Consider the following 23,997-nt stretch of genomic DNA (forward strand, 5'->3'; position numbering starts at 1 on the left):
CCGCGCCCGCGGACTGCCATCCCATCCCTCCGGGGCATTCACAGATCGGCAAGCGACCGCTTAGTATGCGGCCGAACCCGGTTTGACGAAGCAGTCCCGTGGAGGCTCCGCATGCAGGCATGGCAAGTGCACGAGAACGGCGAGCCGAGCGAGGTGATGCGCCTCGAAGAGGTGGAGCGTCCCGAGCCCGGTGAGGGGCAGGTTCTGCTCAAGGTGCGCGCCGCCAACATCAACTTCCCGGACGCCCTGCTGTGCAAGGGGCAGTACCAGGTGACCCCGCCGCTGCCGTTCACCCCGGGCGTGGAGATCTGCGGCGAGACCGAGGACGGCCGCCGCGTCATCGCCAACCCCACGCTGCCGCGCGGCGGCCTCGCCGAGTACACGGTCGCCGACGCGAAGTCCCTGCTGCCCGCGCCCGATTCGCTCGACGACGCCGAGGTCGCCGCCCTGCACATCGGCTACCAGACCGGCTGGTTCGGCCTGCACCAGCGCGCCCACCTCCAGGAGGGCGAGACGCTGCTCGTGCACGCCGCCGCGGGTGGGGTCGGCAGCGCCGCCGTGCAGCTCGGCAAGGCCGCGGGCGCCCGCGTCATCGGCGTCGTCGGCGGTCCCGAGAAGGCGAAGGTCGCGGCCGAACTGGGCTGCGACGTCGTGATCGACCGGCGCTCCGAGGACGTCATCGCCGCCGTGAAGGAGGCCACCGGCGGCCGCGGCGCCGACGTCATCTACGACCCGGTGGGCGGCGACGCCTACCGGCAGTCCACGAAGGTCGTCGCCTTCGAGGGCCGCATCCTCGTCATCGGCTTCGCGTCCGGTGCCATCCCGACCGCCGCGCTCAACCACGCGCTCGTGAAGAACTACTCGATCGTCGGGCTGCACTGGGGTCTGTACGCCACCAAGAACCCGAAGCTCATCCCGCACTGCCACCAGAAGCTCACCGAGCTGGCCGCGTCCGGCGCCATCAAGCCCCTCGTCAGCGAGCGCGTCGACCTGAGTGACGCCGCGTCCGCCGTGCAGCGCGTCGCCGACGGGGTCACGACGGGCCGCGTCGTGGTGGTACCGGGCCTGAACGTCCGTCAGCAGGAAGGAGCCGGCGCATGACCGTCGATGCCGCTCAACTTCGCGCGAAGACCCAGGAGTTCCTCGCCGCGCACCCGCCCGCCACCACGCCCCGCGAGGACTTCCTCAGCGCCCGCTTCGACGCCGGGCTCGCCTGGGTGCACTACCCCGAGGGCCTCGGCGGCCTCGACGCGCCGCGCGCCCTCCAGGCCGTCGTCGAGGCCGAACTGACGGCGGCCGGCGCCCCGGACAACAACCCGCGGCGCAACGGCATCGGGCTCGGCATGGCCGCCCCCACCATCCTCCGCTACGGCACCGACGAGCAGAAGAAGCGCTTCCTCAAGCCGCTCTGGGTCGGCGAGGAGATCTGGTGCCAGCTGTTCAGCGAGCCGGGCGCCGGGTCCGACCTCGCCGCGCTCGGCACGCGCGCCGTCCGCGACGGCGACACCTGGGTCGTCAACGGCCAGAAGGTGTGGACGTCCAACGCGCACAACGCCCGCTTCGCGATCCTCGTCACCCGCACCGACCCGGACGTGCCCAAGCACAAGGGCATGACGTACTTCGTGTGCGACATGACCGACCCCGGCGTCGAGGTCCGGCCGCTGCGCCAGATCACCGGCGAGGCCGAGTTCAACGAGGTGTTCCTCTCCGACGTCCGCATCCCCGACGCCCACCGGCTCGGCGAGGTCGGCGACGGCTGGCGGGTCGCCCAGACCACCCTCAACAACGAGCGCGTCTCCATCGGCGGCATGCGCGTGCCGCGCGAGGGCGGGCTCGTCGGCATCGTCGCCAAGACCTGGCGCGAGCGCCCCGAGTTGCGCACCCACGATCTGCACCAGCGGCTCGTCAAGCTGTGGGTCGAGTCCGAGGTCGCCCGCCTCACGTCCGAACGGCTGCGCCAGCAGCTCGTCGCCGGACACCCCGGTCCCGAGGGCGCCGGCATGAAGCTCGGCTTCGCCCGCCTCAACCAGGAGATCAGCGGCCTGGAGGTCGAACTCCTCGGCGAGGAGGGGCTGTTGTACGACGACTGGACCCTGCGGCGGCCCGAGATCGTCGACTTCGCGGGCCGCGAGGCCGGTTACCGGTACCTGCGCGCCAAGGGCAACAGCATCGAGGGCGGGACGAGCGAGATCCTGCTGAACATCGTCGCCGAGCGCGTCCTGGGCCTGCCGTCCGAGCCGCGCACCGACAAGGACGTCGCCTGGAAGGACCTCGCCCGATGACCCCGTCGACCACCACCGCGAACACCGAGCCCGACCTTCTCTACTCCGAGGAGGAGGAAGCGCTCCGCTCGGCGGTCCGCGACCTGCTCACCGACCACTGCGACGCCACCGAGGTCCTCGCCCGCGTCGAGACGGACGAGCCGCACGACCGCGAGCTGTGGAAGAACCTCGCCGAGACGATGGGCCTCGCCGGTCTCCTCGTCCCCGAGGACAAGGGCGGCCAGGGTGCCTCGCACCGCGAAGCGGCCGTCGTGCTGGAGGAGTTGGGGCGCGCCGTCGCCCCGGTGCCGTACCTGACCAGCGCCGTCATCGCCACGGAAGCACTGCTCGCGTGCGAGGGCGACGAGGCGGCCGCCGTGCTGGCCTCCCTCGCCTCGGGGCGGTCCATCGGTGTGCTCACCGTGCCGCTCTCGGCCACGCCCGGGCAGGACTTCAGGGACGTACGGGAAGAGGGCGGCGCGCTGACCGGGCGCGTCACCGGCGTCGCGGACGCGGGCACCGCCGACGTGTTCCTCGTGCCCACCGCGAGCGGCCTGTTCGCGGTCGACGCGGGTGCCGAAGGTGTCACGGTCGAGGCGCAGGTGTCGCTGGACCGAACCCGTCCGCTGGCGGTCGTGACGTTCGCCGGGGCCGCCGGGCGGCTGCTCACCGGGAGCGCGGCGACGGCCGTGCGGCGTGCGCTGCGCGCCGGGGCCGGGCTGCTCGTGTCCGAGCAACTGGGGCTCGCCGACTGGCTGTTGACGGAGACCGTGCGCTACACGAAGGAGCGCAACCAGTTCAACCGGCCCGTCGGCTCCTTCCAGTCGCTCAAGCACCGCCTCGCCCAGCTCTGGCTGGAGACCGTCAACACCCGGGCCGCCGCCCGCAACGCGGCCGACTCGCTGGCCAACGGCAGTGACGACGCGGACATCGCGGTCGCCGTCGCCCAGGCGTACGCCGCGCCCGTCGCGGTGCACGCCGCCGAGGAGGCGCTCCAGCTGCACGGCGGCATCGGCATGACGTGGGAGCACCCGATCCACCTGTACCTCAAGCGCGCCAAGGCCGACTCGATCGCGCTCGGCACGGCGGGCAGGCACCGGGAGGAACTGGCCGAACTGGTCGACCTGCGCGCCCCCTGAGCCACGGCCCGCGCACACACAACTTCACAGCCGGGTTTTACCTCTCCTTGAGGAGATGACATTATTGCGACCTATTCGCAATAACTGTCGATCTTGAATAGGGGTGGGTGGCGTGGCACGTCCCGTACGCAGGGGCGCCATAACAGGGGCAGCGGTCACCGCACTGGCGGTGACCGCTGCGGCGTGCGCGGCGCCGGACGACGGCGCCAAGAGCGGTGCGGCCAAGGGCAGGGCCGTCGTCGGCATCGCCTACGAGCCCGACAGCCTCAGCCCGCTCCTCGGCTACGGCAAGGACGGCAACTCCAAGATCTTCGACGGACTGCTGACCCACGACGCCGACATGAAGCTCAAGCCCGCGCTCGCGGCGAAGCTGCCGAAGGTCACCGACGGCGGCCGCACCTACACGTACGAGCTGCGCGACGGCGTGAAGTTCAGCGACGGCAAGCCGTTCACCTCCAAGGACGTCGTCTTCACGTACGAGACCATCCTCGACGAGCAGACCAACAACGCCTCGAAGACCGAACTGGACGCGGTGAAGGACGTCGAGGCGAAGGGCGACGACACCGTCGTCTTCCACCTCAAGTACCCCTACGCGCCGTTCGCCGAGCGCACCGTCCTGCCCATCGCCCCCGAGCACGTCGCGGGCCGACAGGACGTGAACAACGGCCGGTTCACGACCAGGCCCATCGGCACGGGCCCGTACGAGCTGGTGAAGTGGTCCAAGGGCGAGAAGCTCGTCTTCAAGGCCAACCCCGGCTACTGGGGCGGCGCGCCGAAGATCAAGAACTTCACCATGGCGATCATCAAGGACGACGACGTGCGCGCCACCCGGCTGCGCTCCGGCGACCTCGACGGCGCCATCCTGCCGCCCAACCTCGCCAAGACCTTCAAGGCGGACGCGGCCAAGAAGACGTACGCCGCGAAGACCTTCGACTACCGCGTCGTCACCCTGCCGACCGGCAACAAAGTGGCCGGTGACGCCGCGGTCCGTCGCGCCCTCGACATCGGCGTCGATCGCAAGGCGATGGTCGGCCAGATCCTGGAAGGCGCCGGCAAGGCGGCCTACGGTCCCGTGCCCACGGACAGCCCCTGGTTCACGAAGGGCACCGAGCGCGAGCACGACCTCACCCAGGCCAAGAAGGTCCTCGACCAGGCGGGTTGGAGGACCGGCGCTGACGGGATCCGCACCAAGGAGGGCGTCCGCGCCGCCTTCCCGCTCTGGTACCTCACCGGCGACAAGCTCCGCCAGGACCACGCCCTCGCCTACGCCTCCGACGCCAAGAAGCTCGGCATCGACATCAAGGTCGAGAGCGGCACCTGGGAAGTCATCATGCCCCGCATGCCCAAGGACGCCGTCCTCGCCGGCGGCGGCGCACCCGCCGACCCCGACTTCGACCAGTACTCGCTGCTCAAGTCCTCCCTCGCGGGCGACGGCTTCAACAACATGGCGCACTACGACAACAAGAAGGTCGACGCCGCCCTGGAGGACGCCCGCCGCACCGACGACAAGGCGAAGCGGCAGGCCGCGTACGACACGATCCAGCGTGAACTCGTGAAGGACCCCGGATACACCTTCCTCACCCACATCGACCACCTCTACGTCGTCGACAAGAAGTTCGGCGACCTCTCCACGCAGGTCGAACCGCACGACCACGGACTGGCCTCCGGTCCGTGGTGGAACGTGGAGGACTGGAAGGCATGAGCAGGCGGCTCCCCTGGGGGCCGATGGCGCGCCTGACGGGCCGGCGGATCGTGTTCGCCGTGCCCGTCCTCGCCGCCGTCACCTTCGGCGTGTTCGCGATCGCCGCGGCCTCCCCCTTCGACCCCGTCAAGGCGTACGCGGGCACCGCCGGGCTCACCGCGTCACAGGAGAACCTCGACCAGCTGCGGGTCAACCTCGGCGTCGACCAACCCCTGTTCTCCCGCTGGTGGGACTGGCTGACGTCCGCGTTCACGGGCGACCTCGGCGACTCGGCCGTCATGCGGCAACCGGTCGCGCAGGTGATCGGGGAGCGGCTCGGCTGGTCCGTGCTCCTCGCCGCCACCGCGTTCCTCGTCGCGGTCGTCCTCGGCACGCTCCTGGGTGTGCTGGCCGCGCGCCGCCAGGGCGGCCGGCTCGACCGGGCGATCACCTCCCTCGCGTACACCCTGGAGGCCGCGCCCCCGTTCTGGCTCGGGCTGCTCGCCGTATGGCTGTTCGCGCTGAAACTCGGCGTGCTGCCGGCCGGCGGCCTGACCGACACCGGCTCGTCGACCGTCACCGCCGGACAGGTCCTCTCCCATCTCGCCCTGCCCGCCGCCGTGTTGGCGATCTCGCAGCTGCCGTGGTTCATCCTGTACGTCCGTCAGGGCGTCGGCGACGCGCTCGACGAGGACCCCGTGCGCGGGGCCAGGGCCCGCGGACTCGCCCCGCGCACCGTCCTGTTCGGGCACGCACTGCGCTCCGGGACACTGCCCGTGCTCACGCTCATCGGCTCCCGGGTGCCCGAACTCATCACCGGGGCACTGCTCGTGGAGACCGTGTTCAGCTGGCCGGGCATCGCCGCCGCGACCGTGCAGGCGGCCACGTCCGTCGACTTCCCGCTGCTCGCCGCCGTCACCGTCCTCGCGACGCTCGCCGTGCTGGCCGGGAACTGGGCCGCCGATCTCCTGTACGGCATCGCCGATCCGAGGGTGGGCTTCGATGGCTGACCTGACCCTTTCCTGGCTCACACACGGGATGCGGCGCCGCTCCACGCGCGCATGGCGCATCCGCACGTCCGCGGTGATCGTGACCGTGGTCGTCCTCGCCGTGCTGCTCGTGCCGCCGCTCACGCAGCTCGACCAGCAGGCCGTCGACCTGGCCGCGAAACTCCAACCGCCCACCTGGGCGCACCCGTTCGGCACCGACGACGTCGGCCGCGACCTGCTGCTGCGCAGCGTGTACGGGCTCCGGGTCTCGCTGCTCGTCGGCGTGGTGGCCGCCGTCGTCGCGACCGTCATCGGCACCGCCGTCGGGGCCCTCGCGGGCGCGCTCGGCGGCTGGGTGGACCGGGGCGTGATGCGCGTCGTGGACACGTTCTCGTCCGTGCCGCACCTGCTGCTCGGCATCTTCATCGTGGCGATGTTCCGGCCGGGCGTATGGCCGGTCGTGATCTCGGTGGGCCTGACGCACTGGCTGTCGACGGCCCGCATCGTGCGCGCGGAAGTACTGTCGCTGCGCTCGCGCCCCTACGTGGACGCGGCGATCTCCGGCGGAGCCTCACGGTGGCGGGTGACGGCCAGACACCTCCTGCCCGGCGTCCTGCCGCAGGCCGCGCTCGCGGCGGTGCTGATGGTCCCGCACGCCATCTGGCACGAATCCGCCCTGTCCTTCCTCGGCCTGGGGCTCCCCACCCACCAGGCGAGCCTCGGCACGCTCGTCCAGACGGCCCGCGGCTCGCTGCTCGCGGGCGACTGGTGGCCGACCCTCTTCCCCGGCCTGTTCATCATCGTGCCGACCCTCGCCATCGCGGGCCTCGCGGGCGCCTGGCGCGAACGGCTCAACCCGCGCCGCCGATCGGAGCTGACCCTGTGACCACGGTGCTTGCGGTGGACGACCTGTCCGTACGGTTCCGGATGCGCGACGGCGCGTACGTACGGGCCGTCAGCGACGCCTCGTTCGAGCTGAGGGCGGGGGAGTGCCTGGCCCTCGTCGGCGAGAGCGGCTGCGGCAAATCGGTGCTGGCCTCCGCGCTCCTCGGCCTGCTGCCGCGGAACGCCGAGACGGCCGGCGCGGCGCGCCTCGGCGACCTCGACCTGATGGCGGCCGACGAGGCGACGCTCGCGCGCACGGTACGCGGCCGCCGGATCGGCCTGGTGCCGCAGAGCCCGGCCGCGCACCTCACCCCGGTCCGCACCGTGCGCTCCCAACTGGCCGAGACGCTTCGGCAGTTGACGGGCGCGCCGCGCCGCGGGCCGCGGCTGGAGGAAGCCGTCCGGCAGGCCGCCGAACGGGCCGCCTTCCCGCTCGACCACCTCGACCGCCACCCCCACGAACTCTCCGGCGGACTCGCGCAGCGCGCCGCGACCGCGCTCGCCCTCGTCGGGGACGCGCCGCTGCTCCTGGCCGACGAGCCGACCACCGGCCTCGACCGCGACCTCGTCGAGCGCACCGTCGACGAACTGCGCCGCCACATCGGCACCGACCGGGCGCTGCTGCTGATCACGCACGACCTCGCGGCGGCGGAACGGATCGCGGACCGGGTGGCGGTGATGTACGCGAGCCGCATCGTCGAACTCGCCGACGCGGACGCCTTCTTCGGGACGCCCGGCCCCCGCCACCCGTACGCCCGTGGCCTCCTGAACGCGCTGCCCGACCGCGAGTTCACCCCGATCCCCGGGATGCCGCCGGAACTGAGCGCGCTGGGGGAGGGCTGCGCGTTCGCCGCGCGCTGCACACGCGCCGACGCCGTGTGCGGGGCACTGCCGACGCTCACGGGCGGTGTGGCCTGCCACCACCCTGTACCGGCCCACCAGGAGGCCACCCGTGCTTGAACTGCACTCCATCACCGCGGGCTACGACCGGCGCGCCCCGGTCATCCGTGACGTGACCCTGACCGTCCGCCCCGGCGACAGCGTCGGACTCCTCGGCCCCAGCGGCTGCGGAAAGTCGACCCTCGCCCGCGTCGCGGCGCTGCTGCACGCCCCGGACGCCGGCCGCGTCGTCATCGACGGTGAGGTGGCCGACGGCTGGCGCCACCGCGCCCCGCGCGCGCAGCGCACCGCCTTCGGCGTCGTCTTCCAGCAGCCCCGTCTGTCCGCCGATCCGCGCCTGCGCCTGGCCGACCTGATCGCGGAGCCCTTGCGCGCGAACCGGGCCGAACACGCGGACCGCGTACGGGAACTGGCCGACACGGTGGGCCTGTCCACCGGCCTCCTGAACCGCCGCCCCCACGAGGTCAGCGACGGCCAGCTCCAACGCGCCTGCCTCGCCCGCGCCCTCACCCTGCGCCCCCGCTGGCTGATCTGCGACGAGATGACCGCGATGCTCGACGCGTCGACCACGGCCGCGCTGGTGGGCGTGGTCGAGGACTACCGGCGGGAGACCGGGGCGGGGCTGCTGGCCGTGGGGCACGACCGGGTGCTCCTGGAGCGGTGGTGCGGGCGGACGGTGGAATGGGGCGAGTTGACGGGCACGTAGACGCGCGCCCGGTCGCTCTACGAACTACGAGGTGGTCACGCGGGCGAGCGCGCCGATCTCCAGCGCCGTCCACAGGGCGCAGTCCGGCCCGACGGCGATGCCGTGCGGTTCGGAGTTCGGGGTGGGGAGGTCGTGGACGGTGATCGAGCCCTCAGGGGTGATCGTGCCGACGCGGTTGGCGCCCCATTCGGTGAACCAGGCGGTGCCGTCGTCGTCGACCGTGACCGCGTGCGGGCGGGCGGTGCGGTCGGGCAGCGGGAACTCGGTGATCCGGCCGTCCGGAGTGATCCGGCCGATCTGCCCGGCGGCGATCTCCACGAACCACAGTGCCCCGTCGCGCCCCGCGGCGATGCCCACGGGCGCCGCCGCCTCCGTCGGCAGGGGATGGAGGGTGATCGCGCCGTCCATGCCGATCCGGCCGATGGCGTTCGCCTGGTTGAGGGTGAACCACATCGCGTCGTCGGCACCGGCCGTGATCGCCGAGGGGAAGGCCCCGGAGGCCGGCAGGGGGAACTCGGTGATGTCACCGTCCACCGTGATCCGGCCGATCCGGTCGGCCGCCGTCTCGGTGAACCACAGCGCCCCGTCGGGGCCCGACGCGATCCCGAACGGACCGGAGCCGGCCGTGGGCACGTCGAACGCGGCGACGTGGCCGTCCACCGTGATCCGCCCGATCCGGTCCGCCCGGTACTCGGTGAACCACAGGGCACCGTCCGGTCCCGGGGTGATGACGGTCGGCCCGCAGTCGGGGTCGTCGAGGCGGTGGCGCGTCGGCTCCTCGCCCGGGACGAGCCGGCCGATCTCGCCGCTGTGCACGAGGGTGAACCACAGGGCGCCGTCCGGGCCCGTGGCGAGGGCGTAGGGACCGGCCGCGCTGTCGGCCACCGTGCGCTCCTCGATGGAGGGGTGGCGGGCTACGTGGGTCAAAGGGGCTTCTCCAGACCGTGTTGGGTGGCGGTGCGGGACGGCGGTCCTCTGTGGGACCTCCGTGGGATCTCGCCGCAAACCTACGACGAACGTAAAGTCGGCCCGGCCTGTTGGAGGGATTTCGCGGCCCTGTCCGGACCCGGCCGCTGTCGGACCGGCTTGTGGCCGGTCGGCCGCTACGTGGCCCGTTCGATCTCGGCCACCAGCGTCTGCGCGTCGCGCCGCAGCCGGGGCCGGAGTCGCTCCCACGACTCCTCCGCCTCACCCAGGTACACGGCACGCGCGTGCGCCAGCGCCGCGCGGTCCTCCTGCGGGAGCCGGGCGAGGGCCCAGTCCGCCGCCGCGTCCTTCGCCAGGATCTCCCCGGTGGCGAGGGTGGCCCAGACGCGGGCCAGCGTCAGGAGCACATTGCGGGTGTCCGTCTCCGACTCGTCGAGGAGCGCCGGGATCCCGGCCACGGTCGCGCGGCGCACATCGGCCGCCGGAACCGGTTCGAGCAGTTCGCCGGCAGGCGGCCCGAGCAGGGCGACACCGCGCTGCCGCACCATCGTGACCAGCAGCGCCAGGTCCTCGTCCCGCTCGGGGCCGGGCGTCTCCCCGCGCTCGTACGCGTCCCGCAGCCACTCGCCGTACTGGAACTCCCGCCTCGGCGGGAACCGCCAGGGCCGCACATCCGCGAGCCGTACGAGCGTCAACTCCACCGGACGACGGTCCGGGTCGTGCGCCGCACCCTGCCCCGACACCTCCATGAGCGCGGCGACGAGGCGTGCGCGCTGCCGGTGTGACGTGGGTGCGCCGGTCACGGCGAACACGTCCACGTCGCTGTGCGGGCGCAGGCCGCCGGAGACCGCCGAGCCGTAGAGATACGCGGCCACCAGATCCGGCCCGAGCACCTCGCCCAACGTCTCCACCACGCACTCCGCCTGGCGCACGGCCCGCTCCCTTCGCTCGCCGTCGATCTTCCGCTCCTGCGCCATCATGCACGCCGGTGACCTTCGGTGCGGGGTGGCCCCGCGGTGAACCGGGGGTGCCGGTCGCGCCAACTCCTGTCCCAGCTCTGCCGGTTCATGACCCGCGCCCCGCATACTCGCCGTGTCCCACCGGCCCACCACGGGAGGCACACATGGCCCCGACCACCCGCCGCAGAGCCCTCGGCACCTTCGCCGCCGCGCTCGCCGTCGGTGTCACCATCCCCGGCCTGGCGCAGGCCGCCGGGTCCAAGCGCGGTCCCGCGCCGCTGCGGCGCGCGCACGCCCACAACGACTACGAGCACCCGAGGCCCCTGTTCGACGCCCTCGACCAGCGGTTCAACAGCGTCGAGGCCGACGTCTACCTCGTGAACGGCGACCTCCTCGTCGCCCACGACCCCGTCGATCTCGACCCCTCGCGCACCCTGACCTCCCTCTACCTCGCCCCGCTCGCCGCCCGTGTGAAGGCCAACCACGGTGCGGTGTACCGGGGGTGGCGCACCCCGCTGCAACTCCTCGTCGACATCAAGACCGACGGCGCGGCGACATACCTTGAGCTCGACCGCCAATTGCGCCGCTACGGCCGCCTCTTCACCACGTACGACCACGGGCGCGTGCGCGACGGTGCCATCACCGTCGTCGTCTCCGGCGACCGGGCCGCCCGCCCGCCGATGGAGGCGCAGACCAGGCGCAGCGCCTTCTACGACGGCCGCCTCACCGACCTCGGCAGCCCCGCGCCCGCCTCGTTCGTGCCGCTCATCAGCGACAACTGGACCAATAACTTCACCTGGCTCGGCAGCGGGCCCATCCCGGCCGCCGAGCGCGACAAGCTGCGCGGGATCGTCGGCGCCGCCCACGCCCGCGGCCAGCGCGTCCGCTTCTGGGCGACACCCGACGTCGCCGGTCCCGAACGCGATGCCGTCTGGAGCGAGTTGGTGGCGGCGGACGTCGACCACCTGAACACCGACGACCTCGCCGGGCTGCGCGCCTTCCTGGAGACGCACGAACGGTGACCGGCTGTTAACACCCGTTCGGGGGACAGGTCATGCCCCGGTCGGCGCCCTCCGCTGCGTCACACTTGCGGCCGATAGCCACGGTGTTGACGTGGCGGAGGAGGTTCGGCGATGTCTCTGTCCATTTCCGTCGTGCTGTTGCTGCTCATCGTCGCGGTGATCTTCCTGCGCAACGGAGCCATGAAGTTCTCGCACGCGCTCGTCTGCGTCCTGCTCGGCTTCCTGCTCGCGGGCACCGACGCGGCGCCGACCATCCACGACGGCATCACGTCCACCGCCGGGCTGGTCAGCAGCCTGAGCCCATGAGTCAACCGGCACAGCACGCCGGTCAATTGAAGGTTCTGGACATCGCGCGGACCGCATCGCGGCGCCGCGCTACTTCGTGGCCGAGAACACCCCGATCCCGTTCGCGACGGCGCGCTCCGGTGGGTCGCTCGGGTGGTTGCGGACCGAGACCGTAGAGGCGCCGGGGGCGCGTGCCACGAGGGTCGATGAACCGCCGCCGTCCAGGCTGAACGCGTCGTCCGAGCCCAAGGACCGCATCGTGGCGGCGACTTCGGTCATCGACATGCCGGTACGGTAGGCGGGAGCGCCGTCCAGGGCCAGCAGGATCAGCTCGTGTCCGGAGTCCCCGATGCCCGCCGCCGTGCGCACCGCCGACGTCGTCGCGTCCAGACCCGGCAGCGGCGCGCCGTCGCGCAGTACCGGATAGCCGCCGACCGCGAAGCGGTACGGGATGTGCGAGCGGGCGGCGACGAGCCGGTGATGGACCGCGACCGGCTCACCCTGCGACAGCTTGCGCAGCCACTGCGCGCCGGCCTCCCTGCCGACCAGAACCGTCGAACCGGCCGCTATGGGCCCGCTGCCGGGAGTGTCGGCCGACGACACGACCCGCCCGTGCCGCACCGTCACCTCGTACGTGTCCGTGCTGCACGGAGCCGCCCGCTGGGTGTCCGTGCCACAGGTGGCCCGCACCCGCGACACGCTGCCCCAGTCGGACGTGAACGCCCCCACCGAGCCGACCGGCAGCGCGTACTGGTTGAGCCCGCCCAGCGGCAACCGGTCGTCCGGGGTGCGTACCGAGCCGTCGAGGTCCAGGGTGTCGAGGCGGGCCCGCCGGTCGACGCCGACGCCGAGGACGTCCCGGGTGGAGGTGTCCGGCGGGAGGGCCGGGCCGAAGCGCTGCCCGTCCGGCACGGCCGCCTTGAGCGTGTGCCCGCTCGCGATGGCCGGGCCCACGGAGGCGCCGGTGGCCTCGACGCCCGGATGCTGGCTCTCCGTGATGTTGAAGAAGTCCCCGTTGACCCCGCCGACGGCGCCGGCCGCGTCGGACATCGAGGAGACGGTGGCGCGGGCCCCGACGGCGCCGGGGTGCAGGAGGTCGACCCGCACGTGCGGGTCGGTCAGATCGACGGTGAGGACGTGGGCGTGTGCGGTGCCCTTGGCGGCGGGGACGTCGAACTCCGTGTAGGTGACGCCAGGGGCGACCCGCTCGCCCGAAGCCGCGCCGGCCGGTGCCGCACCCGTCAGGGCGGCACCGGCCAGCATCGAAGCGACCCCCAGGGCCGCAAGGACTCTTCTGCCTCGCTTGCCAACTCTCGTCTGCATGCGGGGAGTTCAGCAGACGTGGGGTCGCACGTCGATGGCTATGTGGAGACCAGCCGGGAACGGATCAGGAAACGTACGCCCTCCGGTGCCTCGAGGGAGAAGCCGCTGCCGCGCCCCTCGACGACGTCGACGATGAGGCGCGTATGGCTCCACACCTCGTACTGGCTCTTGGACATCCAGAACGAGACCGGCTCCGCCACCCCCTCCACCGCGAGATCGGCGAGCAGCACGTCGGAGGAGCCCGTGCGGAACTCGCCCGCCAGGTAGCACATCGGCGCGCTGCCGTCGCAGCAGCCGCCGGACTGGTGGAACATCAGCGGACCGTGGGCCTCGTGCAGCCGCCGCACCAGCTCGGCGGCCGCGTCCGTCAGCTCCACGCGGGGTACGTCGCTCATGACGGGCCAGTTAAACGGGCGGGACGTTGCGACCACGTTGCACGCGCGACGCGACCGGCCGCATAAGCTCCGCACATGGAACAGAGGGAGATCATTCTGCGGGCCATCGGCGTGCTCACCGAGACGCACGAGATGGTGCGCAGGCTCAGCGACGGCGAGGCACTCGACACCGACCTGACGCAGCTGGGACGGCTCGTGTCGGAGGTGTTCCCGACCATCGAGATCCCGTCGGGGGCGAGCGCGGAGGAGGCCGCGGAACTGGCCATCGCCGCGCTGATGCCGGCGAGCGTGTCACTCGTGGAGGCGTTCGCGTTCCTCTTCACGCAGCTCGCCAAGGTCCACGACGAGGGCCGCATCGACGTCAACTCCAGCGAACTGCTTCAGGAGATCGCGCTGCGGATGTCCGACCCGGGCGCCCAGGAGGCGGAGGAGGAATGAGGGGGAGGCTCGGCGCCCGCCGGTGCGCGGGCGCCGGAACCTGCCGGCCGTGAACCTACTTGTGCGGCCCCCGGAAGCGTCCGAACGCCTTGCCGAGCGTGCCGAACGGTGAGGCGTCCCGCGACTCCGGGTCCGTCGGCGCGTGCGGCGTGCTGTCGGCGCGCGGCGCCTCGGCGAGCGCGGCGCGGGCCGCTTCCGCCGCCTCGCGGTAGCTGTCCCGGGACCTGGTCATCGCGTCGAGCGCCTCGGCGTACTTCGTGACCATGTCCTGCGCGTGCGTCAGCTCCTCGTCGGACGTGAGCAGATGCCAGCCGTCGCGCAGCCGCGTGAGGGCCTGCGCCGCCTCCTCGGTCAGCGGCCGCGGGAAGGCCGTGAACTCCCGGATCCGGTCGACCAGTTCGGTCGGCTCGCTGCCGTCGAGGAACACACTGCGCACGGTGAAACGGTCCGCCACGTAGTCCGGGTGCGCCGGCGTGGTCGGCAGCACGACGGCGCCGCCGCGCGGCATCCCCGCCTTGAAGTCCTTGCGCAGCCCGAAGTCGACGATCTGTGCCTGGTCCGGCGTCGCCCGGTGCTCGATCACGCGGTGCTGAAGGCTCGGCGGCAGATGCTGCGTGATGGACCGCTGGCCGCGCGCGTCCGGTGTCATCGCCTCGTGGATGACGACATGCACGTACCAGCTGGAGCGCGAGCAGTCCTTGAGGAGGCGGCGCAGCGCGTCGTCGTCCTTGGGGAGGTGGTTCGGCGCCCGCAGTCGAAGCCCCGCCACGGTGTCGTGGTCCCACGGCACCCGCTCGCTGTCCGGCCAGAACATCGGCGCGGGCGACGGCCAGGACAGCTCCCAGGCCCGCTCCGCCTCCGCGGCGAGGATCCAGGTGACGCCTTCGGAGTCCCTGGCGCGGGTGTCGGGGTCGTACGTCGTGAGCTGGCCGCGCACGGTGACGTTCTCGGCGACGCGCCAGCGCGCCTCGAACACCCGGCGGGCGCCGGGTCCTGGACCGGCCTCCTCCTCGCGCGGGTGCAGCACCGTGGAGCGCGCCGCGTCCTCGGGGTCGAGGTCGAGGAAGTCGTCGAGCACACCCGCCGCCTTGAGGGCGATGAGATTACGACGGACGTCGCGCTCGGGCTCGGGCCCGAGGTGGCGTCCGCGTCCGAGCCACACGGTGTCGGGGACGGGGGTCGGGGTTGAGTTCTTCTTCGCCATGGAGTCGTTCTGTGAGTGATCGGGGCGCGACCAGTATGGGTCCGTGGGCGCGCGGGGGCCAGGGCAGGGTGGGCCGGTGTCGGGATTGTCGCGCGTACGTGCCCGATTCGCCCTTCGTGTACCCCGGCGTGGCGTGTCCGATCCCGTACGCTCGCCGAATGGCCAGGTACTACGACGTGCACCCAGCAAACCCGCAAGCGCGCCTCATCTCCGCGATCGCCGACGGCATCCGCGACAGCGCGCTCGTCGCCTACCCCACGGATTCCTGCTACGCGCTCGGCTGCCGGCTCGGCAATCGGGCGGGCGTGGACCGGATCCGCACCATCCGGCAGCTCGACGATCGGCACCACTTCACACTGGTGTGCCAGGACTTCGCCCAGCTGGGGAAGTTCGTCCAGATCGACAACGACGTGTTCCGCGCCATCAAGGCGGCCACGCCCGGAAGTTACACCTTCATCCTGCCCGCGACGCGCGAGGTGCCGCGGCAGTTGCAGCACCCGAAGAAGAAGACCGTCGGCGTCCGCATCCCCGACCACGTGGTGACGCAGGCGCTGCTCGCCGAGCTCGGCGAGCCGCTGCTGTCCAGCACGCTGCTGCTGCCCGGCGAGGAGGAGCCGCTCACCCAGGGCTGGGAGATCAAGGAGCGGCTCGACCACGCGGTCGACGCCGTCGTGGACTCCGGCGACTGCGGCACCGTGCCCACCACGGTCATCGACTTCTCCGGCGGGGAGGCCGAGATCGTGCGGCAGGGGGCGGGGGACACCGAGCGCTTCGAGTGACTCACGCCGGCCGGGTCGTGCCCAGATAGCGGATGTGCGGGCGGGCGCCGGGGCGGGTGACCTCGGCGCGCACCCCGTACACGTCGGCGATCAGCTCCTCGGTCAGCACGTCGCCCGGTTCCCCGGCCGCCACCACCCGGCCCTCGCTCAGCACGACGACCCGCGCGCAGTAGCCGGCGGCGAGGTTCAGGTCGTGCAGGGCGACGACGGACGTGATGCCCAGCGTGCCGATCAGGTCGAGGAGTTCGAGCTGGTGCTGGATGTCGAGGTGGTTCGTCGGCTCGTCGAGCAGCAGCTCACGCGGCTCCTGCGCGAGCGCCCGCGCGATCTGCACCCGCTGGCGCTCACCGCCCGACAGGGTGTGCCACAGGCGGTGCGCCCGGTCGGCGAGCCCGCTGCGCTCCAGGGCGTCGCGGACGGCCGCCTCGTCGGTCGCCGACGCGGCCTGCCAGGCGCGACGGTGCGGGACCCGGCCCAGCCGTACGACATCGGCGACCGTCAACTCGACCTGCGCGTCGGACTGTTGCTGCACCATGGCGATGCGCCGCGCGGCCTGCTTGCGGCCCACCGAGGCGAGCGGGTCACCGTCGAGCGTGACGACACCGCTGTCCGGGGCGAGCACCCCGGACAGGAGGCGCAGCAGGGTCGACTTGCCCGAGCCGTTGGGGCCGAGCACACCGGTGACGGTGCCGGGCTCCGGCGTCAGGCTCACCCCGTCGAGCACCAGCGCTCCGCCGGGCGACCACGAGACACGCTCCGCGCGCAGCCCCGCCGTCACCGCACACCCCGTCCGCGGTAGAGCACCAGCACGAACGCCGGCACACCGATCAGCGACGTCACCACACCCACCGGAACCTCCTGCGGTTCGAGGACCGTCCGCGCCACCGTGTCCACCCACACCAGGAACACCGCTCCCGCGAGCGCCGTCACCGGCAGCAGCCTGGTGTGCCCCGGGCCCACCAGTGCGCGCGCCGCGTGCGGCAGCACCAGGCCGACGAAGCCGATCGCCCCCGCCGCGCTCACCAGGGCCGCCGTAAGGAGCGCCGTCACGCACAGCAGCACGATCCGGGTCCGGGCCACCCGGACGCCGAGCGTGGCCGCGGCCTCCGCACCGAACGCGAACGCGTCGAGGGTGCGGCCGTACGTCAGGCACACCACGAGCGCGACGGCGAGCACGGCCAGGCACAGCCACACCTCGGTCCAGCCGACCCCGCTGAGCGAGCCGAGCAGCCAGAACAGCACGCCGCGCGTCGTCTCCGCGTCCGCGGAGGTCAGCACGACGAACGAGGTCAGCGCCGAGAACAGCTGCATCGCCGCGACCCCGCACAGCACCACCCGGTCCGTGCTGCCGCCCAGCGTGTGACTGAGCACGAGGACCAGCGCGAACGAGCAGACGGCGCCGACGAACGCGCCGCCCGACACCGACACGGCGCCTCCGCCGAGCCCGAGCACGACGACGAGCACGGCCCCGGTCGACGCCCCCGACGAGACGCCGAGCACGAACGGGTCGGCGAGGGGATTGCGCAACAGCGCCTGCAACACCGTGCCGCACACAGCGAGCCCGGCCCCGCACACCGCCGCGAGCAGCGTCCGCGGCAGCCGCAGATTCCATACGATGCCGTCCCGGATCGGCGAGAGGTCCGAGGTCGCCAGGCCGATCCGTTCGCCGACCGCCGCCCACACGTCGCCGACCCCGATCTGCGCGGGGCCGAGGGTGATCGCGAAGGCCACGGAGGCGCACAGCACGGCGACACCGGCCGCCCAGGCGAGCGTCGCGCGAACGGACATCCGGGAGGGGGTCTTCGGGTGCCCCGCCGCCACCGCTTGCCCAGAGACCGTGCGAGCCGTCACCGCGCGAGTCCGAACTCGCGCAGCCCCGCGGCCACCCGCTCCACACCGTCGACCGTCCGGATGGTCGGGTTCATGGCCTGCCCGCTCAGCCGCACGTACCGCTTCTTCTTCACGGCGGTCATGTGCTTCGTGACCGGGTTCGACTCCAGGAACCCGATCTTCTGCGCGGCCGACTCCGCGGACTGCGAGCGGCGCGTCAGATCGCCGATGACCAGCACGTCCGGATCGCGGTCCGCGACCGTCTCCCAGTTGACCTGCGGCCACTCCGCACGCGTGTCGTCGAAGACATTGCGCGCCCCGAGCTCCTTGGTGACGACGCCCGGAGCGCCGCAACAACCCGCCATGTAGGGCGAGTCGGAGTTGGCGAACCAGTACAGGACGTCCACGCCGTGCGCGTCGATCCCTGAAGTGGCCTTGCGGACCCTGGACTTGAGCTGGTCGATCAGCTTCTCGCCGCGCTCCTCCACGTCGAAGACGCGCGCCAGGTCGCGGATCTCGCCGTACACGACGTCGAGCCCCAGGGGCTCGGTCCGCACGCCGTCCCCGTCCCCGCCGTTGTCCTTGCCGGCGCAGTCACTGGGGGAGAGGTAGGTGGGCACGCCGAGCTTCTCGAACTCCTCGCGTGGCGCCACGCCACCCTTGCCGAGGGTGTACGTGAACGAGGCCGCGGCGAAGTCCGGTTCGGTGCCGAGGACCTTCTCGAACGACGGGTAGCGGTCGGCAAGACGCGGCACCTTCGCGTTGGCCTTCGCCAAATTCTTGGGGACCGGGTCGGTCCAGGTGCCGGTGCCCGCCATCCGGTCCTCGAGGCCGAGCGACAGCATGATCTCGGCGGAGCCCTGGTCGAGGGCGACGGCGCGGCGCGGGGTGTGCTCGACCCGCACCTTCTCGCCGCAGTTGTCGAGCGTGACACCGCCGCGCTTGTCGGCGCTGTCCTCGGTGGCGGCGGTCGTGCCGCACCCGGTGAGCAGCAGGGCGCCCGCCAACAGCGGGGCGCATCGGCGGAGTTGACGTGCGAACAGCACGGAGGTTCCTTCGCGTCCAGGGCTCATACGCGGAGCCGGCCTACGGTCCGCCCCCACGCCACGCGGCACTGGAGGCCGCCAGCAGGTCTTCGGACTCGGGGTCGTCCGCGCGAAGCGCCTTCCCGGGCCGATGTACCGGCCCAGTGGCAGTGGCTCCGCCCGTCACCCTCACCGCTGCGCGTCAGTTCCGGGTTCGCACCGGATTCCCTGACCCGTGTGCGTAGAAAAACACACAAAGGTACGACTGGCTCGGCGAAACTATCACGTGAGGACCGACTCCAGTTGGGGCCGGGTTCCGTCCCTGTGGTGGTCCATCAGGGAGACGAGGCGTTCGTGGTCCCGGACGCGGAGCGCCTCGACCATCTCCGCGTGCTCGTCGACGATCCGCTTCTGTGACATCGGGTCGTGCAGGAGACAGGCTCGGTAGCCGTCGCTCAGCCGCCAGACGCGGCGCGGTTCGGCGACGACGAGGTCCAGGCCCGACGCGGTGAACATGCGGAAGTGGAAATCCGAGTTGAGGCGGGCCATGGCGGTGAGTCCCCGAACCGGCGGGCGGCTCTGGCGGCACCCTCGACGACCTCCTCGCCCTGACCCGCGCCCTCGCCTCGCATGCCGTCACCACCCCGGTCGCCGAGTACGCCACCGCCGACTGGTGCCTCGCGTCCGGCGGCCCACTCCCCGCTGGGGCGCCCACCATCGCCTTCCTCCCCACGGACGCCGCAGGACCGGTCGACGACGGCACCGTCACCGCCCAACTGCCCGCCGTTCCCTGGGCGTCCGGCGCGCACACCCTGCTCCTGGTCCCGGAGACGAGGCCGGCGCGGGCCCGTGGACCATCGACCTCACCGGCCCGGGCGTCACCCGCCACCCGTCCCGACCCGCCCTGTGCGACACCCGTACGAGGCCGTCGACCTGACCGCGGCGCCGGTGACCGCGCCGCCGCCCGGCATACCGTCCCCCGCCCGCATCTGCGCCCGCCTCGCCACCATGCGCGTCCACCTCCTCCAGACCGAGGCCGCACTGAACCACACCCGCGACACCTACCGCGCGGACGCGTCCGAGCCGAGGGACGCCGCCCTGGGGCGGCTGGCCGTCGCCTCGGGAGAGGACCTCCTCTGGGACACCCTCACCGCCCCCGCGCCGCGCTGACCTCGCGGCTCACCAGGTCCGGTACGGCAGGAACTTGCCGTCCAGCGTGACGACCACGCGGTCGCCCTTCGGGTCCTCCCTGCGCGCGATGTCCATCGAGAAGTCGATCGCCGACATGATCCCGGATCCGAACTTCTCCTCGATGACTCCCTTCAGCGTGGTGCCGTACACCTGCACGATCTCGTAGAAGCGGTAGATCAACGGGTCGGTGGGGACCGGGGCGTCCAGCGATCCGCGCGAGGCATCCCGGGACAGCGCGGCCACCGTCTCCTCGTCCAGCGAGAGCAACGCCCCGGCGCGTGCCGCCTGGTCGCGGGTCATGGTGTTCTGGCCAAGGAGTGCGGACGCCGTCCACACCTCGTGCGCGCCGACGGCCTCGGCGATCTTCTCGAAGGTCAGCCCGGCGGACTCCTTGGCGGCCAGGGCACGACGGGTTGCTTCGCTGCGGTCGATCACGGCGACTCCCTGCGGTGGGGCGGACGGTCTCGGCCGACAACTACCGGCCCCCTGTTTCGGCAGCCGTTCCGGTGTGTTCGACTCGCGTAACACGCAGGCGCGCTCCGCGCCCGGCAGCACGTCACCGCTCGTTGTTGAGCGCGTCCACGGCCCCCTGCGCGTCCCCGATCGTCGCGTAGTCCACGGCGACGAAGTTCACCGGCCTGCCGCGCGCCCGTTCGCAGCGGTGCGCCCGGTCCAGGACGTAGCGGCGGGCGTTGACGGTGCCCGCGTCGATGCGGCTGCCGCCGTTGTTGGTGATGAAGTGGTTCAGGAGGAACAGCCGCTTGTCGTCGCCGCCGCGGTGGGGGACGCAGCTCATCTGGTCCGGGGAGCGGAACGTGAACGGCGTCTCCATGCCGTAGCGGTAGAAGTTGCGGTACCAGGGGGCCGGGCCGTCCGCCTTCTCGGCGAAGACGACCAGGCGCCGGCCGCTGTCGATCATCTCGCCGAGCGTCGGCCAGGGCATCGCCGGATCGGCGTCCGGCCGTCGCACCAGCTTCTCCAACCCGGCCTGCTGGAAGGCCTTTTGGGTGTCCTCGCCGGAGATCGCGTCCTGGACGATCAGGGTGACCACCTCATGGGGGTGGTCCTTCATCCAGTCGCCGATCTCGCGCAGCGCCGGCACCAGGGCGATCGCCCCGGCCCGGCACACCGAATGGCACAGCCACAGCCCTTCGCGCGGCGGATTGATCCGGTTGACCGCGGACGTCACCAGGGCCCGCTGCTCGGCCGTGAAGTCGGAGCCGTCCAGGCGCCCGGTGATCTGCTCGGGCGTCTCCCAGCGGTAGGTGTCCAGTTGCAGCGCGCGCACCCCGTGGTCCAACTGCGTGCTGATACGCGGGTCCTGGAGCGGCCCGATGAAGTGGTCGGCGGTCGTCGACATCGCGTTGTGCGAGGTCAGATACGCGACCTCGTCGTAGGGGCGGTCGCACAGTTCGGTGCTGCCCTCGCACTCGCGGGCCGCCGCGGGGGAGGCGGCCAGCGGCATCAGCACCATCCCCGCGACCGCCAGGCACGCCGCCCCGAAGCCCAGGCCCACCGCCCGCCGCGGCGACCCGAGCCGCTCCCGCGCCACCCGCGGGACCCGGCCCGCCAGCTCCGAGCGGGCGAGCAGGCCGACCCCGGCAAGCAGGGCCCCGGCGAGCACGGGGACGAGCGCGACCCACAGCACGGTGCCGGTGAGGTGGCCGACGGCGGCGCGCTGCACGTCGTCGACGAGACGGGTCAGGCTCGGCGGCCACGAGTCGGGAGGCGCGACGAGCCGGCCGTCGGTGACCAGGCGCGTCACCCACGCGGCCAGCGCGGTGAGCACTCCGCCCGCCGCGAGCGGCATCCCGAGCAGGACGAGGCGGCGCCCCGGCTGCTGCGGACCGAGCAGCCACAGCGCCGTGAGGGACAGCAACAGCAGCCCCGCCGCGACGACTTCGAGCACCCCGAGGCCGACCGCCGTGTACGGGTGCACCTCGCGGAGCCCCGAGAGGTCGTTGCCGGATGCCTTCAGGGTGTCGGTCAGGTCCCAGGTGCCGCCGTCGGCGAGGGCGCGGAGCTGGTCCGCCGCGCCCCGGGTGCGGTCCGTGACGGTGGCCGGGGCGACGGCGGCGAGCGCGGTGCCGAGGTCCCCGTCCGCGAGCGCCGTCTCCACCTCGGGGCGCAGTCCCGCACGCTCCCCGGCCGGTACGAGGGCGAGCAGCGTGTCGGCGACGCGGCTCGCCTGGTCCGGTGTCAGCGGCAGCTTCGGCAGGCCTTCGGGCGCGTGCCCGGCGGCGAGCTCGCGCACCCCGTCGGCGAGCTCCGAGCGGAACCGGTCGAAGTCGGGCTCCGAGCGGTCCTGCACGCCCGCGACGAGGTCACCGAAGTAGGTGTGCGCCAGGTCGCCGAGGTTCGCGAGGACGGGGCGCAGATCGACGACGAGACGCAGGTCCGCACGGTCGCCGTTGAGGTAGCCGACCACCGCGTCGATCTGCTGCCGCGTCAGGTCGCGCAGTGTGTCGGGCGGCAGGACCAGCTTGATGTTCGAGGTGATCTGGGCCTCCGGCACGGCGAGCCCGGCCAGCAGGTCGCGGGTGACCGGGGAGGCCTTCGGGTCGACCAGGACCTCGTTGTAGAGCCGGTCGTAGGCGTGCTGTTCGTCGAGGACGGCGGCGTGGAAGCCGGGGTCGAGCAGCGTGCCGCGGACACTGGCCGTGACGCACACGGTCAGTGTGGCGACGGCGGCCACGACGAGGGCCACCACGCGGAGCAGCGTATGGAGCGCGACCTTCTCCATGCCTCGACGGTACCGGTCCCGGGGCCGCCTCAGTAGTCGAGCGGGTCCCGGCTGATGGGGCAGGTCATGCAGTGGCCGCCGCCGCGCCCCCGGCCGAGTTCGGCGCCGACGATGGTGATGACCTCGACGCCCGCCTTGCGCAGCAGCGTGTTCGTCTGGGTGTTGCGGTCGTAGGTGAAGACCACGCCCGGTTCGAGGGCGACCGCGTTGTTGCCGCTGTCCCACTGCTGGCGCTCGGACGCGTACACGTCGCCGCCCGTCTCGATGACCTGGAGATCGCCGATGCCGAGGGCGCTCGCGACGACGTCGGTGAACGCGGCCGAGCCCTCGTCGGTGATCTCCAAGCCGGGCGCCTTGTCGCTGGGGCGCAGCGAGAACGTGTGCACCGCGTCCATGATCTTCGGGTAGAGCGTGACGATGTCGCGGTCGGCGAAGGTGAAGACGGTGTCCAGGTGCATCGCGGAACGCAGCTTCGGCATCCCGGCGACGATGACGCGCTCGGCGGCGCCGCGCTCGAACAGGGAGGCCGCGACCTGTGTGATGGCCTGCCGCGAGGTGCGCTCGCTCATGCCCATCAGGACGACGCCCTTGCCGACGGGCATGATGTCGCCGCCCTCGAAGCTGGCCTGCCCCCAGTCCCGTTCGGGATCGCCCCACCACACGGTCGAGCCCGCGAAGTCCGGGTGGAACCGGTAGACGGCCTTCATCAGCAGCGTCTCGTCGTGCCGCGCGGGCCAGTACAGCGGATTGAGGGTGAGGCCGCCGTAGAGCCAGCACGTGGTGTCGCGGGTGTAGAGGGTGTTGGGCAGCGGCGGCATCAAGTACTCGCGCACGCCGGTCGATTCGCGGGCCAGGGAGACATAGGGGGAGCGGTAGTCGTCGGGCAGGTCGGTGGTGGCGAGCCCGCCGATGAGGTACTCGGCGAGCTGCCGGTGATCGAGGCCCTCCAGGAACGCGCGGGTGTCGTCGATCAGGCCGAGCCCCACCTGATTGGCGACGATCTTCCGGTCCAGGAGCCAGGACTTCGCGTCCGGGATCGCCATCGTCTCCGCGAGCAGCTCGTGCAGCTCGACGACCTCGACGCCGCGTCCGCGCAGCTTGTTGACGAAGTCGGCGTGGTCGCGCTGGGCGTTCTCCACCCACATCACGTCGTCGAAGAGCAGGTCGTCCGCGTTGGTCGGGGTCAGCCTGCGGTGCGCGAGCCCCGGCGCGCAGACGAGGACCTTGCGCAGCCGGCCCACCTCGGAGTGGACGCCGTACGAGGCGGGAGCGGAGCTGTCGGGGTCGGTCACGGGGTGCCTCCCGGAAGGGGTGG

25 protein-coding genes and 1 riboswitch are annotated in these 23,997 nt (G+C 72.3%); of the genes, 13 read left to right on the plus strand and 12 right to left on the minus strand.

The features are described from left to right. Window positions 1-111: 111 nt before the first annotated feature. The 8 genes from ACP4E5_RS43895 (at window position 112) to ACP4E5_RS43930 (ending at window position 8,561) form a co-directional block, all read left to right on the plus strand. Entirely contained in the window at window positions 112-1,101 is a 990-nt protein-coding gene (locus ACP4E5_RS43895) for an NADPH:quinone oxidoreductase family protein (protein ID WP_425840157.1), read from the plus strand. Then, window positions 1,098-2,282: an acyl-CoA dehydrogenase family protein gene (locus tag ACP4E5_RS43900; protein WP_425840160.1), complete on the plus strand. Its 1,185-nt coding sequence runs from the start codon at window positions 1,098-1,100 to the stop codon at window positions 2,280-2,282. The genes ACP4E5_RS43895 and ACP4E5_RS43900 overlap by 4 nt, the downstream gene beginning before the upstream one ends. After that, a complete protein-coding gene (locus ACP4E5_RS43905; RefSeq protein ID WP_425840163.1) occupies window positions 2,279-3,400 on the plus strand; it encodes an acyl-CoA dehydrogenase family protein in 1,122 nt (373 codons plus the stop codon). The genes ACP4E5_RS43900 and ACP4E5_RS43905 overlap by 4 nt, the downstream gene beginning before the upstream one ends. A 112-nt stretch (window positions 3,401-3,512) precedes the next feature. Next, the gene (locus ACP4E5_RS43910; RefSeq protein ID WP_425840166.1) at window positions 3,513-5,102 is read left to right on the plus strand and encodes an ABC transporter substrate-binding protein; all 1,590 of its coding nucleotides are present in this window, start codon (window positions 3,513-3,515) and stop codon (window positions 5,100-5,102) included. Next, a complete protein-coding gene (locus ACP4E5_RS43915) occupies window positions 5,099-6,091 on the plus strand; it encodes an ABC transporter permease (protein ID WP_425840169.1) in 993 nt (330 codons plus the stop codon). Before ACP4E5_RS43910 ends, ACP4E5_RS43915 begins: the two co-directional genes overlap by 4 nt. Then, on the plus strand, window positions 6,084-6,956 hold the full coding sequence (locus tag ACP4E5_RS43920; protein WP_425840171.1) for an ABC transporter permease: 873 nt from the start codon (window positions 6,084-6,086) through the stop codon (window positions 6,954-6,956). Before ACP4E5_RS43915 ends, ACP4E5_RS43920 begins: the two co-directional genes overlap by 8 nt. 41 nt (window positions 6,957-6,997) lie before the next feature. Next, the gene (locus ACP4E5_RS43925; RefSeq protein WP_425842130.1) at window positions 6,998-7,915 is read left to right on the plus strand and encodes an ABC transporter ATP-binding protein; all 918 of its coding nucleotides are present in this window, start codon (window positions 6,998-7,000) and stop codon (window positions 7,913-7,915) included. Further along, window positions 7,908-8,561, plus strand: coding sequence for an ABC transporter ATP-binding protein (locus ACP4E5_RS43930; protein WP_425840174.1), 654 nt, complete (start codon window positions 7,908-7,910; stop codon window positions 8,559-8,561). Before ACP4E5_RS43925 ends, ACP4E5_RS43930 begins: the two co-directional genes overlap by 8 nt. Before the next feature lie 24 nt (window positions 8,562-8,585). Here ACP4E5_RS43930 and ACP4E5_RS43935 read toward each other — a convergent pair whose 3' ends face one another. Together ACP4E5_RS43935 and ACP4E5_RS43940 are read right to left on the minus strand one after the other, a co-directional pair. Further along, window positions 8,586-9,488, minus strand: a complete 903-nt coding sequence (locus ACP4E5_RS43935) for a Vgb family protein (RefSeq protein ID WP_425840177.1) — start codon at window positions 9,486-9,488, stop codon at window positions 8,586-8,588. Between the two features lie 176 nt (window positions 9,489-9,664). Beyond that, window positions 9,665-10,468 carry an aminoglycoside adenylyltransferase family protein gene (locus ACP4E5_RS43940; RefSeq protein WP_425840179.1) on the minus strand — a complete coding sequence of 268 codons (804 nt, stop codon included), beginning with the start codon at window positions 10,466-10,468 and terminating at the stop codon, window positions 9,665-9,667. Between the two features lie 143 nt (window positions 10,469-10,611). Here ACP4E5_RS43940 and ACP4E5_RS43945 point away from each other — a divergent pair, with 143 nt between their 5' ends. Further along, a complete protein-coding gene (locus ACP4E5_RS43945) occupies window positions 10,612-11,469 on the plus strand; it encodes a phosphatidylinositol-specific phospholipase C/glycerophosphodiester phosphodiesterase family protein (RefSeq protein WP_425840181.1) in 858 nt (285 codons plus the stop codon). 111 nt (window positions 11,470-11,580) lie between these two features. Beyond that, a complete protein-coding gene (locus ACP4E5_RS43950) occupies window positions 11,581-11,775 on the plus strand; it encodes a hypothetical protein (RefSeq protein WP_425840184.1) in 195 nt (64 codons plus the stop codon). Window positions 11,776-11,844: 69 nt separating this feature from the next. Here ACP4E5_RS43950 and ACP4E5_RS43955 read toward each other — a convergent pair whose 3' ends face one another. Further along, window positions 11,845-13,077, minus strand: a complete 1,233-nt coding sequence (locus tag ACP4E5_RS43955) for a phosphodiester glycosidase family protein (RefSeq protein ID WP_425840186.1) — start codon at window positions 13,075-13,077, stop codon at window positions 11,845-11,847. 38 nt (window positions 13,078-13,115) lie between these two features. Next, window positions 13,116-13,472, minus strand: coding sequence for a DUF779 domain-containing protein (locus tag ACP4E5_RS43960; protein WP_425840188.1), 357 nt, complete (start codon window positions 13,470-13,472; stop codon window positions 13,116-13,118). Between the two features lie 75 nt (window positions 13,473-13,547). Between ACP4E5_RS43960 and ACP4E5_RS43965 the strand changes: the two genes are divergently transcribed. Further along, the gene (locus ACP4E5_RS43965) at window positions 13,548-13,910 is read left to right on the plus strand and encodes a hypothetical protein (protein WP_425840191.1); all 363 of its coding nucleotides are present in this window, start codon (window positions 13,548-13,550) and stop codon (window positions 13,908-13,910) included. 55 nt (window positions 13,911-13,965) lie between these two features. On the opposite strand, the gene ACP4E5_RS43970 is transcribed toward ACP4E5_RS43965, so the two are convergent. Then, a complete protein-coding gene (locus ACP4E5_RS43970; RefSeq protein ID WP_425840194.1) occupies window positions 13,966-15,114 on the minus strand; it encodes a hypothetical protein in 1,149 nt (382 codons plus the stop codon). 158 nt (window positions 15,115-15,272) lie between these two features. On the opposite strand from ACP4E5_RS43970, the gene ACP4E5_RS43975 reads away from it, so the two are divergent. After that, a complete protein-coding gene (locus tag ACP4E5_RS43975; protein WP_425840196.1) occupies window positions 15,273-15,893 on the plus strand; it encodes an L-threonylcarbamoyladenylate synthase in 621 nt (206 codons plus the stop codon). A gap of 1 nt (window position 15,894) precedes the next feature. On the opposite strand, the gene ACP4E5_RS43980 is transcribed toward ACP4E5_RS43975, so the two are convergent. The 4 genes from ACP4E5_RS43980 to ACP4E5_RS43995 all read right to left on the minus strand — a co-directional run bounded on the left by ACP4E5_RS43980 (window position 15,895) and on the right by ACP4E5_RS43995 (window position 19,297). After that, window positions 15,895-16,671, minus strand: a complete 777-nt coding sequence (locus ACP4E5_RS43980; RefSeq protein ID WP_425840199.1) for an ABC transporter ATP-binding protein — start codon at window positions 16,669-16,671, stop codon at window positions 15,895-15,897. Continuing rightward, window positions 16,668-17,681: a FecCD family ABC transporter permease gene (locus ACP4E5_RS43985; RefSeq protein WP_425840202.1), complete on the minus strand. Its 1,014-nt coding sequence runs from the start codon at window positions 17,679-17,681 to the stop codon at window positions 16,668-16,670. The genes ACP4E5_RS43980 and ACP4E5_RS43985 overlap by 4 nt, the downstream gene beginning before the upstream one ends. Before the next feature lie 59 nt (window positions 17,682-17,740). Then, window positions 17,741-18,796 carry an ABC transporter substrate-binding protein gene (locus ACP4E5_RS43990; RefSeq protein WP_425840204.1) on the minus strand — a complete coding sequence of 352 codons (1,056 nt, stop codon included), beginning with the start codon at window positions 18,794-18,796 and terminating at the stop codon, window positions 17,741-17,743. A gap of 36 nt (window positions 18,797-18,832) precedes the next feature. Then, a riboswitch (cobalamin riboswitch) is annotated at window positions 18,833-19,022 on the minus strand. An 8-nt stretch (window positions 19,023-19,030) separates the two neighbouring features. Continuing rightward, entirely contained in the window at window positions 19,031-19,297 is a 267-nt protein-coding gene (locus ACP4E5_RS43995) for an FCD domain-containing protein (RefSeq protein WP_425840206.1), read from the minus strand. 357 nt (window positions 19,298-19,654) lie between these two features. Between ACP4E5_RS43995 and ACP4E5_RS44000 the strand changes: the two genes are divergently transcribed. Further along, on the plus strand, window positions 19,655-19,918 hold the full coding sequence (locus ACP4E5_RS44000) for a hypothetical protein (RefSeq protein WP_425840208.1): 264 nt from the start codon (window positions 19,655-19,657) through the stop codon (window positions 19,916-19,918). Between the two features lie 9 nt (window positions 19,919-19,927). Here ACP4E5_RS44000 and cynS read toward each other — a convergent pair whose 3' ends face one another. The 3 genes from cynS to ACP4E5_RS44015 form a co-directional block, all read right to left on the minus strand. Continuing rightward, entirely contained in the window at window positions 19,928-20,374 is a 447-nt protein-coding gene (cynS, locus tag ACP4E5_RS44005; RefSeq protein WP_425840211.1) for a cyanase, read from the minus strand. 121 nt (window positions 20,375-20,495) lie between these two features. Further along, complete coding sequence (locus tag ACP4E5_RS44010) at window positions 20,496-22,682, minus strand: phosphoinositide-specific phospholipase C-related protein (protein WP_425840214.1); 2,187 nt, start codon at window positions 22,680-22,682, stop codon at window positions 20,496-20,498. A gap of 29 nt (window positions 22,683-22,711) precedes the next feature. Then, on the minus strand, window positions 22,712-23,974 hold the full coding sequence (locus tag ACP4E5_RS44015; RefSeq protein ID WP_425840217.1) for an arginine deiminase: 1,263 nt from the start codon (window positions 23,972-23,974) through the stop codon (window positions 22,712-22,714). Between the last annotated feature and the right edge of the window lie 23 nt (window positions 23,975-23,997).

Origin of the sequence: Streptomyces fractus (genome assembly GCF_049844455.1) — a bacterium.
Taxonomy (GTDB): domain Bacteria; phylum Actinomycetota; class Actinomycetes; order Streptomycetales; family Streptomycetaceae; genus Streptomyces; species Streptomyces fractus.